Annotated in this window: 22 protein-coding genes; all 22 read right to left on the bottom strand. The window is 52.7% G+C overall.

Annotated elements, in window-relative coordinates:
• Window positions 1–483 precede the first annotated feature (483 nt).
• The 22 genes from RC85_RS21970 to rpsJ all read right to left on the bottom strand — a co-directional run bounded on the left by RC85_RS21970 (window position 484) and on the right by rpsJ (window position 13,135).
• The gene (locus RC85_RS21970) at window positions 484–1,056 is read right to left on the bottom strand and encodes an adenylate kinase (RefSeq protein WP_068266892.1); all 573 of its coding nucleotides are present in this window, start codon (window positions 1,054–1,056) and stop codon (window positions 484–486) included.
• Between the two features lies 1 nt (window position 1,057).
• Window positions 1,058–2,452 (bottom strand): preprotein translocase subunit SecY, encoded by a 1,395-nt coding sequence (gene secY / locus RC85_RS21965; protein WP_068266891.1) that lies wholly within the window; start codon window positions 2,450–2,452, stop codon window positions 1,058–1,060.
• Window positions 2,453–2,695: 243 nt separating this feature from the next.
• Window positions 2,696–3,187: a 50S ribosomal protein L15 gene (gene rplO, locus RC85_RS21960; protein WP_068266890.1), complete on the bottom strand. Its 492-nt coding sequence runs from the start codon at window positions 3,185–3,187 to the stop codon at window positions 2,696–2,698.
• 14 nt (window positions 3,188–3,201) lie between these two features.
• Window positions 3,202–3,744 carry a 30S ribosomal protein S5 gene (gene rpsE, locus RC85_RS21955; protein WP_068266889.1) on the bottom strand — a complete coding sequence of 181 codons (543 nt, stop codon included), beginning with the start codon at window positions 3,742–3,744 and terminating at the stop codon, window positions 3,202–3,204.
• Window positions 3,745–3,799: 55 nt separating this feature from the next.
• Complete coding sequence (rplR, locus tag RC85_RS21950; protein WP_068266888.1) at window positions 3,800–4,168, bottom strand: 50S ribosomal protein L18; 369 nt, start codon at window positions 4,166–4,168, stop codon at window positions 3,800–3,802.
• A 58-nt stretch (window positions 4,169–4,226) separates the two neighbouring features.
• Complete coding sequence (rplF, locus tag RC85_RS21945; protein WP_068266887.1) at window positions 4,227–4,772, bottom strand: 50S ribosomal protein L6; 546 nt, start codon at window positions 4,770–4,772, stop codon at window positions 4,227–4,229.
• Window positions 4,773–4,852: 80 nt separating this feature from the next.
• Window positions 4,853–5,254 (bottom strand): 30S ribosomal protein S8, encoded by a 402-nt coding sequence (gene rpsH / locus RC85_RS21940; protein WP_068266886.1) that lies wholly within the window; start codon window positions 5,252–5,254, stop codon window positions 4,853–4,855.
• 145 nt (window positions 5,255–5,399) lie between these two features.
• Window positions 5,400–5,585, bottom strand: a complete 186-nt coding sequence (locus RC85_RS21935) for a type Z 30S ribosomal protein S14 (RefSeq protein WP_068266885.1) — start codon at window positions 5,583–5,585, stop codon at window positions 5,400–5,402.
• Between the two features lie 110 nt (window positions 5,586–5,695).
• Entirely contained in the window at window positions 5,696–6,280 is a 585-nt protein-coding gene (rplE, locus tag RC85_RS21930) for a 50S ribosomal protein L5 (RefSeq protein WP_068266884.1), read from the bottom strand.
• A 71-nt stretch (window positions 6,281–6,351) separates the two neighbouring features.
• Window positions 6,352–6,693, bottom strand: a complete 342-nt coding sequence (gene rplX, locus RC85_RS21925; RefSeq protein WP_068266883.1) for a 50S ribosomal protein L24 — start codon at window positions 6,691–6,693, stop codon at window positions 6,352–6,354.
• Window positions 6,694–6,795: 102 nt separating this feature from the next.
• The gene (gene rplN / locus RC85_RS21920) at window positions 6,796–7,164 is read right to left on the bottom strand and encodes a 50S ribosomal protein L14 (RefSeq protein ID WP_068266882.1); all 369 of its coding nucleotides are present in this window, start codon (window positions 7,162–7,164) and stop codon (window positions 6,796–6,798) included.
• Window positions 7,165–7,260: 96 nt separating this feature from the next.
• Window positions 7,261–7,626 (bottom strand): 30S ribosomal protein S17, encoded by a 366-nt coding sequence (gene rpsQ / locus RC85_RS21915; protein WP_068266881.1) that lies wholly within the window; start codon window positions 7,624–7,626, stop codon window positions 7,261–7,263.
• Between the two features lie 50 nt (window positions 7,627–7,676).
• Window positions 7,677–7,886, bottom strand: a complete 210-nt coding sequence (gene rpmC / locus RC85_RS21910; protein WP_068266880.1) for a 50S ribosomal protein L29 — start codon at window positions 7,884–7,886, stop codon at window positions 7,677–7,679.
• A 109-nt stretch (window positions 7,887–7,995) separates the two neighbouring features.
• Window positions 7,996–8,403 (bottom strand): 50S ribosomal protein L16, encoded by a 408-nt coding sequence (gene rplP, locus RC85_RS21905; protein WP_261340483.1) that lies wholly within the window; start codon window positions 8,401–8,403, stop codon window positions 7,996–7,998.
• On the bottom strand, window positions 8,351–9,061 hold the full coding sequence (gene rpsC, locus RC85_RS21900) for a 30S ribosomal protein S3 (protein WP_068266878.1): 711 nt from the start codon (window positions 9,059–9,061) through the stop codon (window positions 8,351–8,353). Before rpsC ends, rplP begins: the two co-directional genes overlap by 53 nt.
• A 129-nt stretch (window positions 9,062–9,190) precedes the next feature.
• Complete coding sequence (rplV, locus tag RC85_RS21895) at window positions 9,191–9,550, bottom strand: 50S ribosomal protein L22 (protein ID WP_084422925.1); 360 nt, start codon at window positions 9,548–9,550, stop codon at window positions 9,191–9,193.
• Window positions 9,550–9,822, bottom strand: coding sequence for a 30S ribosomal protein S19 (rpsS, locus tag RC85_RS21890; protein ID WP_068266877.1), 273 nt, complete (start codon window positions 9,820–9,822; stop codon window positions 9,550–9,552). The genes rplV and rpsS overlap by 1 nt, the downstream gene beginning before the upstream one ends.
• A 61-nt stretch (window positions 9,823–9,883) precedes the next feature.
• Window positions 9,884–10,741 (bottom strand): 50S ribosomal protein L2, encoded by an 858-nt coding sequence (rplB, locus tag RC85_RS21885; protein ID WP_068266876.1) that lies wholly within the window; start codon window positions 10,739–10,741, stop codon window positions 9,884–9,886.
• Between the two features lie 113 nt (window positions 10,742–10,854).
• Window positions 10,855–11,178, bottom strand: coding sequence for a 50S ribosomal protein L23 (gene rplW, locus RC85_RS21880; protein ID WP_068266875.1), 324 nt, complete (start codon window positions 11,176–11,178; stop codon window positions 10,855–10,857).
• Between the two features lie 73 nt (window positions 11,179–11,251).
• A complete protein-coding gene (rplD, locus tag RC85_RS21875; protein WP_068266874.1) occupies window positions 11,252–11,914 on the bottom strand; it encodes a 50S ribosomal protein L4 in 663 nt (220 codons plus the stop codon).
• Window positions 11,915–11,917: 3 nt separating this feature from the next.
• Window positions 11,918–12,571, bottom strand: coding sequence for a 50S ribosomal protein L3 (rplC, locus tag RC85_RS21870; protein WP_084422924.1), 654 nt, complete (start codon window positions 12,569–12,571; stop codon window positions 11,918–11,920).
• A 237-nt stretch (window positions 12,572–12,808) separates the two neighbouring features.
• Window positions 12,809–13,135 (bottom strand): 30S ribosomal protein S10, encoded by a 327-nt coding sequence (gene rpsJ, locus RC85_RS21865; protein ID WP_084422923.1) that lies wholly within the window; start codon window positions 13,133–13,135, stop codon window positions 12,809–12,811.
• Between the last annotated feature and the right edge of the window lie 549 nt (window positions 13,136–13,684).

The raw sequence follows: 13,684 nt of genomic DNA, 5'->3' as shown, positions 1-13,684 counted from the left end.
AAGCTTGCTCAAGCAAGAGAAAACGGCCAAGTGCGGAGTCAAAAACAAGCGGCTCACCGCTGGTTGGGACGATGACTACATGGAAAAAGTCGTTTTCAGTCGGTAAATCCCCGTGCAATCGCCCTGCTGCTAGCCCGAGCCGAAGCCGATGTTGAAGACCTATCCGGCAGCAGCCCATTGTTCTGGGCGGGCTACGTTTTGTCAGCACCGGAGTAGTGGGTTTAATGAACCCTACCGAACGTTACGCCCTATCGAACGACTAGAAATCATCAGCCACCGATCGTCTTGCCAAAAAACAACACCGCTTTGAACTCGCTCAACGTGGACCCTGCCGCAAGCGAAGGCACTCTTTGTGTAAGCGGGCATTGTGTAGCTGGGCAAAACGATGAAGGGGCAAAGCGATTCGGTGCCCGGTCAGGACGGGGAAAGACGACCGCGCAAGATCGTTTTGCCCCTCCATCGTTTTGCCAAAAGATGAAACTGTTACGACCTGGCGATACACTTTTTGATATCGGCAAAGACGGAATCGATGTCTTGCATGGCGTCGATTTGGGTGACGAGGTCACGGTCGCGGTAATAGCTCAGCACTGGCTTTGTGCGAACTCGGTATACCTTTAATCGCTCGACGATGTTCTTGGGCGTATCATCGGGCCGGTTTTCTGATTTTGCCCGCTCGATCAATCGTTTGACGATTCCGTCGGCATCAGCCACCAATTCGATCACTCGCGTGATTTGATCGCCGTGGTGATTTAAGTATCCGTCGAAGGCTTGAGCCTGGGACAAAGTTCTTGGAAACCCATCCATCAACCAACCCGCCTGACAATCAGGAAGCGATAACCTTTCGGCCACCAACTCGATCATCAAGTCATCCGGCGCTAGAATGCTGCCCTCGGTATAACTGGAAAACTTGCAGTCATCATCCGATTGGTCACGGAGCTGGCGAAGCATCTCGCCTGTTGACAGATGACTGATCCGGAACTCGCTTGCAACGCGAGCTCCCTGGGTTCCTTTGCCGGATCCGGGCGGACCGACAAAGACGATTCTAACCGGCTTCACGCTAGACAACCGGAGAAACGCCGCCGCCGGCACCTTCGAGCAATCCGCGATAGTTTCGCATCACCAAGTGACTGTCGATCTTTTGCACCAAGTCAAACGCCACGCTAACCGCAATCAGCAAACCTGTACCGCCGTAGAAACCAGCGATCGAATAAGGCACGCCAAGTGAACCGTAAACAATCGTCGGCACAATGGCGACGATCGAAAGGAACGCGGCACCGACGTAGGTGATTCGTACCATCACCTTTTCAAGATAGTCCGTTGTTCGCTTACCAGGGCGATAGCCTGGAATGAACGTTCCACTGTCCCGCAGGTTGTCCGACATTTCTTTCGGATTGAACGTGATCGCGGTCCAGAAGTAACAGAAGAAGAAAATCAGCACGACATAAAGCAAGTTGAACACAAATGATCCTTGATCATTCAGCGTCATCCCGGCGTAATTGAACGCTCGGAACAATGGCCCGCCTGATTCAAACATTCCCGCCAAAGCACCGAACAACAATCCGGGGATGATCAACAAACTGCTTGCGAAAATGATCGGCATGACGCCCGCTTGATTGATCCGCAATGGCAAGTGCTGGCGAGTTCCGCCATAGACTCGACGACCGCGAGTGAACTTGGCCGATTGTGTTGGGATCTTGCGTTGTCCAAGCGTAATGAACACCACTCCAAACACGACACCCACAAACAGAACCAACAGCAACACCAAAGTTTCAATCCCGATTTGACCGCGACTCAAACCAGTCAATTCGGTCTTCATGTTTCGGATCAATTCGTAGAACGCTTGTGGCATTTGAGCCAAAATGCCCGCCATGATCAGCAAACTGATTCCGTTGCCGATTCCGTGTTCGTCAATCTGTTCGCCCAACCACATCAGGAACACTGTTCCGCAGGTCATGACCAGGACTGCAACGATTTGCCAGCCCCAAAACAGCGACCCGTCGGCCGTCGTAAAGTTTGGATTGATGTTGCCGCCGCCGGATGGACCGCCCGACATCAACATGAACTTCAGGTACATGTAACTTTGAACGACACAGATCAAAACGGTCAGGTAACGCGTGTATTCGTTCAGTTTCTTGCGACCAGCTTCGCCCTCTTTCTTCAGCTCTTCCAGCGGCGCGTAAACACTGCCAAGTAGCTGAAAAATGATCGACGCCGAAATGTAGGGCATGATTCCGAGTCCGAAGATCGTCGCCTGACGCAGATCACTGGCCGCAAACACGGTCATCTTCTCGAAGAATTCGTTGGCCGTACCACCCGTGTCCGCCAAATTGGTCGCAATCATCGGCAGCGGGATGTGGAACCCAATCCGATAGATCGCCAACAAACCAATGGTCAGCATAATTTTGGTGCGAAGTTCAGGAATCGAAAAGACGATTCGCAGCTTTTCAAACATACATCTGATCCGTCAAAATTTCTGCGACTGCTGGATGGCAATCACAGGACGTGTGTGAATAAAAGATAGAGTGCTGTTCGCCGGCTAGGGCGAAAGCTTGGCTCAGTTTAGCGATTAGAGCGATGTGCCGCGAGAGCGTTTGGCGTTTTGTGTAGGCCGTAGCGAGAGAAGCGAGTTAAGGCGTCAACGCTAATGCCGTAACTCGCTTCTCTCGCTACGGCCTACGTCTTCGCCACCAATCCACTACGCCTTCTTCAGAGCTTCAACGCGTTCCGCTGGCGTGCGTTTGGCAACCAGTTTGTTGATCGTTCCACCGGCAGCAGTGATCTTTTCCTCGGCTGACTTGCTGAAACGATGAGCCGATACGGTTAGCTTTTTGGTCAGTTCGCCGTCGCCAAGAATCTTGACCTCGTCAAACGTTCCCTTCGCCAAGTGACGCTCGGAAAGCAATTCCAGAGTCACTTCTTCGCCTTCGTTGAAGCAATCGTTCAAACGACCGACATTGACGGCGAATACATCCGCAGCCCAGCGGTTGGTGAAACCACGCTTGGGAATTCGGCGGATCATGGGCATTGCACCGCCCTGGAAGGTCGGTTTGCGGCTGTAACCGCTGCGGCTCTTGTGACCCTTGTGACCTCGGCCGGATGTTTTGCCGTGACCACTACCTGATCCGCGCCCGATGCGTTTGCGAGGGCGTTTTTTCTGAATACCGCGATGGACGTCGTTCAAGTTCATGTTGAATTCGCTTCTTAGGAGGTCATTTCGGCAGGATCGAGTCCACGAAGGGCGGCGACTTGTTCAGCCGTTCGCAGCTTCGACAGGGCGTCAACGGTTGCCTTGACCAAAGTGACTGGGTTATTGGTTCCGTGCGACTTCGTCAAAATATCGCGGATTCCGGTTGCTTCACAAACGGCACGCACGGCTTGCCCAGCGATGATACCGGTACCTGCACCCGCAGGAACCAAAACCACCTTGGCAGCACCGAAGTGGCCTTTGACTTGGTGAGGAATCGTGCCATCGACCAAGGGAACCTCGATCATCGCTCGGCTGGCTTGCTTTTGAGCCTTTTGAACGCTTGGCGGTACTTCGTTGGCTTTTCCGTATCCCCAACCCACCTTTCCGCCGGCGTCACCAACGACAACCATCGCAGCAAAGCTGAATCGACGACCACCCTTGACCACCGCGGCACAGCGCTTGATCTTGACGACGCGATCGACCAAGCCATCGGCCAAGCCTGATTCTTCTTTTTTCTGACGTGGCTTGCGGCCACCGCTTCTGGGTGCGTTGCTAATGGGACTGTCCTCGGAAATGAGGTCTTTGGGGGGATCTTAAGTTTGTATATCGAAATTACAGTTGCAAACCGGCTTCGCGAGCCGCGTCCGCAAATGCCTTGACTCGGCCGTGGTACTTGTTGTGACCGCGGTCCAGTTTAACGGTCGTGATACCCGCCGAACTTGCTCGTTCAGCAATCAGCTTACCAACGACTGCCGCGGCGTCACAGTTGCCACCATTCTTGACGCTGCTGACGATTGACTGATCGCGAGTGCTGGCACTAGCCAACGTTTTGCCCGCCAAGTCATCGACCAATTGAACGCTAAAGTGTTTGAGCGATCGTTGGATGCACATCCGAGGATGATCCGCCGTGCCACGCAATCGGGCGCGGACATGATTTCGTCGGCGAACGCGTCGTTTGTTGAGTTGCTTGTTTTTGTCCATCGTTCTTCTTGTTGATCTTTTTGTGGCCGGAGTCGCCTGACTTGCCGGAAATGCTTGATTACTTCGTGGCAGACTTACCAGGCTTGATCTTGACGTATTCGCCCTGATAGCGAATGCCCTTACCCTTGTAAGGTTCAGGCTTGCGAAGTGACCGCACTTCGGCAGCAAACTGACCGACACGTTGCTTATCACAACCTTGCACGATGACATGCGTTTGGTCAGGACAGGTCACGGTCAAATCAGCGGGAATCTTTTTGTGCAGTTCGTTGGCGTAACCGACTCGCAATTGAAGCGTGTCGCCAGAAATCGCCGCGAGGTAACCAACACCGACGACTTCCAATTTCTTCTCGTACCCTTTGGTGACGCCTTCGACCATGTTGGCGATGACGGCACGAGTCAAACCGTGCAATTCACGCGCAGTTCGGTTGTCGCCCGTGCGGGTCACGACCGCCTCATCGCCTGCATCGTTGATGTTGACAATAACCTCGGGGCGGAACTGAAACGCCAGCTTGCCCTTTGGACCTTCCGCGTTGATCGTTTGGCCGTCGAGCGACAATTTCGCTCCACCCTCGATGGGAACCGGCTTATTTCCAATACGGCTCATGGTGACTTGCTTCTAAAAAGGTTTGATACGTTGGTTTGTTAAAATCGACGGCCGGCATTCGCAGGCCAAATGGAACACGATTACGCGACTTCGCAGAGGACTTCGCCGCCGGTGTTATCGCGTCGGGCTTCCCGATCACTCAGAACACCCTTGGACGTGCTGATGATTTGGATGCCGAGACCGTCAAGGATTGGTTTTAATTCTTTGCCGCGTGAGTAAATTCGACGGCCGGGGCTGCTGACTCGCTTGATCGATTGAATCACGCGTTCGCCGTTCGGTCCGTACTTCAATTCCAAACGCAAGGTCGCCGAAGGATTTGATTCTTCGTTTTCTTCCTTCCAATCCCAGATAAAGCCCTCACGTTTGAGAACATCCGCGATGCCACGCTTGAAGCGGCTGCTGGGGATATCAACAAACGGTTTTTCTACACTCACCGCGTTGCGGATTCGAGTGAGCATGTCGGCGATTGGGTCGGTCATCATAATGGTGGGTGCTCTTTCGTAATTCCAGTTTCCAGACAGCGTGTCGCAAGTTCGTTATGCGTGCAGCCAGACTTAGAAAGACTTCTCGGGTCGATGAGAATTGGGCAATTCAATAATTGGAGTTCAAAACTTCAACTAGACAGGGTTACCAGCTAGCTTTACGCACGCCAGGAATCTTGCCAGCGTTGGCCATTTCACGGAAACAAATCCGGCACAAACCAAATTTGCGGTAAACGCTACGAGGCCGTCCGCAAAAATTGCAACGGTTTTCTTTGCGAGAGCTGAACTTGGGGGTTCGCTTTGCCTTGGCGACTTTTGATTTGCTTGCCACGAGTGACTCAGGTAAAGGACAATAGGGTTTTCTGATATAGTGGATCTTGTTAGAGATCCGATCGGTAAAGGATCTTTAACAAGATCCACTACTTTGATTAGCAAACGTCTTTAAGACGCCGCTGCTTCTTCTTTCTTTTTAGTTTTCAATTCGCGAAACGGCATTCCGAACATGCGAAGCAATTCACGGGCTTCGTCATTGTTCTTGGCTGATGTCACGATCGAGATGTTCATGCCTTGCGGCTTGGTGAACTTGTCAGGATTCAATTCAGGGAACACCAACAACTCAGTCAAACCGAGCGTGTAGTTTCCGCGACCATCGAACGCCTTGGGATTAATACCTCGAAAGTCACGAACACGAGGAAGGACGATCGAAATCAGTCGATCCATGAATTCGTACATTCGTTGACGTCGGATCGTCGTCATGCAACCGATCGGCATGCCTTCACGCAAGCGGAAGTTTGCAATCGATTTGCGAGCGATCGTCAACACTGGCTTTTGACCAGAAATCGACGTCATCGCATCAACAGCCAGATCCAAGATCTTCTTGTCGCCAATCGCCTGACCGACACCCATGTTCATCGTGATCTTTTCCAGACGAGGAATCTGGTGCGGATTTTCGTAGCCGAACTTCTCCACCATCGCTTGGCGGATGGTGTCCTCGTATCGGACCTGCATTCGGGGTTTGTCAGACATGTTTCTTTAGCTTTTAGCGGTTAGCAATTAGCAATTAGCTTTTGATTTGTTTGGTTGGTTGAGTCGTGAGACTATTTCTTGACGGCACGCGTTGGAGCGATCTTACCAATCGTTGCTCCGCTTGCTTTTGCAAAACGTTCTTTACTGCCGTCATCCAAAAATCGGAACCCAACGCGAGTCGGCTTTCCGGTGGTCGGATCAACCAGCATGACGTTGCTGGCGCTGATCGGCATCTCTTTATTCAGTCGTCCGCCTTGCGGATTCTTCTGGCTTTTCTTGACGTGTTTCCACACGCGGCCCGCACCTTCAACGACGATCTTGTTGGCAGCCCGGTCAATCTTCAGGATCTTGCCCTTGTGGCCCTTGTCGGCACCGGCGATCACCTGGACTTCATCATCAATGCGAAATTTCATAATACTAGCTTTTAGCGATTAGCTGTTAGCAATTAGCTTTGTGTTGTTCATTGTCAGTTAATCTGAAAGCTAATAGCTAAATGCTACAAGCTAACAGCTTCCTCAAACCACTTCGTTGGCTAGGGAAACGATTTTCATGAAGCTGCGATCGCGAAGTTCGCGGGCAACTGCGCCGAAGATCCGTGTTCCTCGTGGGCCTTTGTCTTTGTCAATCAGGACGACTGCGTTGGAGTCGAACTTAATGTAGCTGCCGTCGCTGCGACGGGTTGGTTGCTTGGTCCGCACGATTACCGCACGCACGATCGCCTTCTTCTTGACTTCGCTGCCAGGGATCACGCTTTTAACACTGCAAACGATAACGTCACCCAAGCCGGCAGTTCGGCGTCGGCTGCCGCCGAGCACTTTGATGCACATGACTTGTCGAGCGCCGGTGTTGTCGGCAACATCGAGCCTGGATTCTTGTTGGATCATGGTTGGGCTAAAATCGTCAAATGGTTTACTGAGTTGTATCTTTGGTCGAAGCAGCACTGGTGCCGCAACTCGCGGAGCTCGTTGCGGCCTACAAAACTACGCTTCGGCTGGTGTTTCGGTTTCCGCCGCCGGTTCCCCGACGTGAGCCGCTTCGATTGCTTCGTTTTCGGCTTGAGTGTCGCCCTTACGAGCAGCACGCAGCGCCGCAACGTCAACTTCGGTGCTCTTTTCGATCACGCGAACGAGACGCCAACGCTTTAGCTTGGACAAGGGTTCTGATTCCACGATTTCAACGCGATCGCCAGCACCCGATTCATTGTTTTCATCATGGGCGTAACAAACGGTACGCTGCTTGATGTACTTCTTGTATTTCGGGTGTTTGACCAGCCGGGCGATTTCAACACGACGAGTCTTGCTCATCTTGTCGCTGGTTACGATTCCGGAAACGACGCGTTTCGGCATGGAAAGGATCCGAGGTTCTTGCTAAATGTCTTAAAATGGAAAACGTCGTTCTAACTAGCCGAAGCCGTCGCAGAAGCACGTTCAGTTTGCAGGGTCTTGATTCGGGCGATCAAACGCTTGTTCTTGCGAATTTCGCTAGGCGTGTTGAGCCGCTCGGACTGCGATTGAAAACGCAAACGAAACAAAGTCTCCGCCGCTTCCTTGCAGGTCGCAGCGAGCTGTTCGTCGCTCATCTCTCGAAGTTCAGTCAAATTGTTCATAGGAAAAGCTTTTAGCGTTTAGCTGTTAGCGATTGGTTTCTGTTTTACTCAAATACGACAACCTCATGCTGCTAGCTAAACGCTAACAGCTAAAAGCTAATCGCTTTCGTTATGCAGGTCGTCTTTCGACGAACCGCACCTTTACCGGCAGCTTGCTTGCCAATCGGGCAAAACAAACCTTGGCTTGTTGTTCGGTCACTCCACCGAGTTCATACATGATCGTGCCAGGCTTAACGACTGCTGCCCAAAAATCGGGCTCGCCCTTACCCTTACCCATCCGTGTTTCCAGCGGAGTGCTGGTCACCGATTTGTCAGGGAAAATGCGAATGTACAGTTTGCCTTCGCCGCGAACGTACTGCTGGGCCGCGATTCGACCGGCTTCGATGGTGGTTGCTTTGACCCAACCGGCATCCAATGACTGGATACCGTAATCACCGAAGACGACCGTATTACCACGGGTCGCACTACCTTTTATGCGACCTCTTTGGCTTTTTCGATGCTTGACCCGTTTGGGCATCAGCGCCATCGTTTTCGTCTCCGTAAGTTCCTTGGTTGACCCACACTTGAATCCCGATGTGCCCCTGTGGCGTCATCGCTTCTGTGAATCCGTAATCAATCTTGGCTTGTAGTGTGCTAAGCGGAATCGATCCAGCACTTTGCTTTTCACGGCGAGCCATTTCGGCACCGCCCAAACGACCAGCAAGTTGGATCTTGATTCCCTTAGCACCGGCATCCATCGTCGTGTCCAAAGTCCGCTTCATCGTTCGGCGGAAACTGGAACGCTTGGACAGTTGTTGTGCGATTTCCAAAGCGACCAATTGAGCTTGCAGCTCGGGGCGGCCCACTTCTTCAACCTTCAAATTGATGCGTCGTCCGATCAGGTTCTGCAATTCAGCTTGCAGGATCTCGATTTCCTGACCCTTCTTACCGATGATCAAACCGGGCCGAGCAACATACAGCATCACGCGAACTTCGTCGCGGGTGCGCTCGATCTCGATCCGGTCAATTCCGGCACTCTTGTATTGTGTTTTCTTTGGGTGGTTGAGAATGAAGTTTCGTAATTGACGATCCTCCACCAACAAACCGGCGAAGTCTTGCTTCGATGCGTACCAACGACTTGACCACCCGCGGGTGACGCCAGTCCGGAAAGCGATTGGATTTACTTTTTGACCCATGGTGAATTAGGTGTTGGGTTTTAGGTATTAGGTTTTAGGTAGTAAATTTTCGGAAAATCGTTTGAGGCAGGAACCAGAGAGTGGCGATCGCTTTCGCTAACACCTAATCCCTAACCCCTAAAACCTTTTCTATATTTCGTCGATCGGAGTCAGGCCAACGTTGATGTGGCTGCTTCGCTTCTTAATCATGAATGCGGTACCGCGGGCACGCGGACGAATTCGTTTGAACATCGGACCACCATCAATGGTGACATCCGTCAGCACCAATTCTTCGATGCGATGAGGACGTCCAGCATTCTGATCGGGGTCAGTCGCGTTACCGACCGCACTCTTGATCACCTTTTCAAGCATCCGAGCACCACGCTGGGGCTGGAACTTCAATGCGTCAAGAGCTTCGTCGGCGTACATGCCGCGAACCAGGTTCGCAAGCAGTCGCACTTTCTGGGCACTGATACGAGCGCCTTTGTGAGTTGCTTTAAATTTCGACATTACTTCTTGCCTCCCTTACCACTGTGACCCTTGAAGGTACGCGTGGGTGCAAATTCACCAAGCTTGTGACCTACCATGTCTTCGGTGACCAGCACTTTGACGTGCTTGCGGCCATCGTGAACCATGAATGTCTTGTTGATAAACTCGGGCACAATCGTGCAGGCGCGAGCCCACGTCTTGATTGGCTCGTGACCACCAGCTTCGATCTGACGTGTGACCTTGAAGAACAACTTCGGGTCAACGTACGGGCCCTTCTTTAAGCTACGACTCATGGGAGGAGGTTTTAAGTGTTAGGAATTGGGTGTTAGGTTTGATGAACGTCATGGGTCCGGCTTAGTGCAACTTCAACTGACCGTAACGTCGGCTCTTACGACGACGAACGATCGAGCTATTGCTGGCCTTACGTTTCTGACGTGTTCCGCCACCCTTGGCACTCTTGCCTTGAGGGCTAACTGGGTGACGACCACCCTTGGTCCGACCTTCACCACCACCGTGTGGGTGATCGACAGGGTTCATCGCGGTTCCGCGAACGTGAGGACGACGACCAAGCCACCTGGCTCGGCCCGCTTTGCCCAAACGAACTTTCATGTGTTCTGTATTGCCAACACGACCAACCGTTGCACGGCAGACGCTTGGAATCCGACGAACTTCGCCGCTAGGAAGCAACAACTGAGCCCAGTCGGCTTCGCGAGCTTGAAGCGTCGCTTCGGTACCAGCAGACCGGCAAAGAACAGCACCGCGACCGGCACGCAATTCAATGCAAGAAACGCTTGATCCCAATGGAATGTTTTTCAGCGGCAAACAATTGCCCGTCGTCGGTGGAGCGTCCGGCCCGTTCATCACTGAATCGCCAGCCTTCAAGCCAGCGGGAGCAATCACATAAACCTTTTCGCCGTCGGCGTACTTCAGCAATGCAATGCGAGCCGAACGGTTTGGATCGTATTGAACCGAATCAACGATCGCCTTCACGCCATCTTTTGCACGACGGAAATCAACCACGCGATACATCTGCTTGTGACCGCCACCACGGTGACGTGCAGTGATCTTACCTTGGTTATTACGACCACCAGTTTTTCGTTTCTTGCGAAGCAGGTTTCGTTCTGGCTTCGCACCCTTCGTCAGGTCCGCAAAGTCACTCACCGACGCATTGCGTCGTCCAGCACTCGTCGGTTTGTAGATTCGGATGCCCATGGCAGGTTAGCTCTTAGCGTTTAGCAGTTAGCGATTAGCCAACTTGTTCGATTATTGTTTCGGGTGTCTGTTTTGTCAGCTAATAGCTAATCGCTAAAAGCTAACCGCTCTTCTTAGAAGAAATCGATTCGATGATCTTCGTGCAACTGAACGATCGCCTTCTTCCATGACGAAGTTCGTCCGTATCGGAACTTGTATCGGCGGAGCTTACCCTTGCGGGTTTGCGTGCGGACCTTCAAGACCTTCACATCGAACAATTCTTCGACAGCAGCCCGCACATCCAACTTGTTCGCATCCCGGTGAATCTGGAATGCGTATTGATTATTGCGAGTCGCTCGGTGAACACCTTTTTCGGTAACAAGCGGACGCAACAACACTTGATGCGCCTCCAGCTTGACGCCGTCGGTCTTCGGTGGTGGTGGTTGAATGTGTGCCATCGTTAATTCTTGTGCTGGTGACTTCGACTTGGCTTTTGATTCTTAACTGGCTGCAAAAACAGCCCTCATCGTTCTACTTTGCTTCGACTGCGGAACCATCTTCGGACGCCGCAAAAGTCCCGTCCTTAATCCGATCCATCGCATCCTTGGTGAACAGCATTCGCTTTGGCTTCAACACCGACAATGCGTTCAACTGACGAACCGGTTCGACCGAGACGCCCGCGATATTGCGACCGCTCTTGTAAACAGCGGCGTCTTGATCGGCAGTCGCAACGAGGGTCGTCGTGCCATCAAGCCCGAGTGCCTTCAGCGTCGATGCCATCTGGCTGGTCTTGGGAGCGTCAAACGCCAACTTATCGACGATCACGACTTCGCCGTCATCAATTTTTGACTTGATCGCCATCTTGGTAGCCAACCGCAAAGACTTACGAGTTAGCCGGTAGCTGTAATCGCGAGGCTTGATCGTGCGAGCAACACCACCACCGCGACGAACGTTGGTTCGCTTACCACCGGCACGAGCATTACCCGTACCTTTTTGGCGGTACATCTTTTTCTTTGAACCGGCGACCTGGCCGCGAGTTCGTGTATTGTGCGAACCTTGGCGGAGGTTGGCCTGATACATCACGACCGCGTCGTGCAGCAACTGCTTGCTGATGCGATCAGCCAGCGTGTCGGTATCGATTTCGTACTTGCCGACTTCTTTGCCAGCTTCGCTGAAGACTGTAAGGGATGCCATGACTTAGCCCACCATGTTGGTTTTGCGGATACTGACGAAACCACCGTTGGGACCTGGAACCGCACCGCGAACAAGCAGCAGGTTGTTCTCAGCGTCCACGCGGACCAATTCCAGATTTCGCGTCGTTGTTTTTGCGTTGCCGTATTGGCCTGCCATCCGAACGCCCTTGAACGTGCGACTCGGCGAAGCACTCATGCCGGTACCACCAGCGTGACGGTGGCACTTCTTGACCCCGTGCGAAGCACGCTGACCAGAGAAATTATGCCGCTTCATAACACCAGCGAAGCCGCGACCCTTACTGGTGGCGGTCACGTCAACTCGCTTGACTTCCGCGAACTGATCAGCGGTGACCACGGTGCCGACCGCAAGATCGGTCTCGCCGCGAAATTCGCGAATGAATCGCTGAGGCTCGCAACCGGCCTTCTCAAGCAATTCAACACCCGCAGCGACTTGACTCTTAACTCGCTTGCTATCCAACTTGGCCACATGACCACGCTCGGCGCGACTCGCCAGACGACGCGGCTTGTCCTCGAAACCCAACTGAACAGCTTGATAGCCATCGCGATCTTGGCTTCGGACCTGAAGCACGTTGCAGGGACCAGCCTGAATGACAGTAACAGGCACCGCGGTGCCGTCTTCCAGGTAAACCTGGGTCATCCCGACTTTACGGCCTAAGATTGATGGTAACATAATGTATCCGATCACCGCATTGCTGCGACGCTCGCCTGACGTTCGTATTGGATCCCAAGCCACCGGACCCGAACCAAACCGGCAACTTGCCAAGGCGGTTATCGGACCGGCTTCCATGCATGGAAAAACCGCTCGTTAATTAACTGTGTGACTGCGATGACGAAAGCCGGTGTTGGCCGTCGCCGTTTCAAAAACCTGCCCGAACTATCTTGCGGATGCCTTAATCTTGATATCCACGCCGGCAGGCAAACTCAATTTGTTCAATGCTTCGATTGTCTTGGCTGTGGCCTGAACAATGTCAATCAAACGCTTGTGAGTACGAATCTCGTACTGTTGGCGTGCTTTCTTGTTGACAAATGGACCCGACAAAACGGTGTACCGCTCAATGCGAGTTGGCAACGGGATCGGCCCGTGTACTTCGCTATGGGTACGCTTTACGGTGTCAACAATTTCCTGGGCACTCACGTCTAGGACGGAGTGATCGTATGCTTCCATACGAATCCGGATTACTTCGCTTGATCCAGCAGACACTTGTTAGACAACCGGTGAAATGAAGGGGTACAGGTCAAAACCATGCTCCCAAGTGAGCATCTGAATTCAGCGGGGCGATGAGCAGAAAGCTCAGGGCCGGATACTGGGCAGAGAAACCGGGAGCCAGGCACGGGCATACGCCCGAACCGTGGGACGCAAAATGTACGGCTCGACCTTTGCGGCGTCAACGGCTGTTGTGAATTTACAAAGAAAACTTTTCAGTTCTTTTCCAGAGCGGGTGCTTTTGCATCACATTTGGCATGCAAGTGCGGCCGGCAAGTGCGACCGGCAAGTGCGACCGAACGGGCAACGCTGCGAAGCATTTTCAAGCTGTTTAAACGCGTTGGGCATCGCCTGGACCGCTAAATCTTTGGGATTGCATCAGTTCTCGTTTGCGCAGGTTTCATTCTCACCGCGACGTTGAGTGCTTCCGCCGGGCTTGCCCCGGACGGAGCGGCAACTGGGAGCTACCTAACCGCAGATATTATTCGAAAGGGTACTCTCACGTAGGCCTCCGTTGCGGGCTTGTCCCGGCGGAGCTAACGACTT

This window comes from Rubripirellula obstinata (genome assembly GCF_001642955.1).
GTDB lineage: Bacteria > Planctomycetota > Planctomycetia > Pirellulales > Pirellulaceae > Rubripirellula > Rubripirellula obstinata.
Note: the sequence above shows the minus strand (reverse complement) of the source record. Positions and strands in the feature narration are given on the sequence as shown.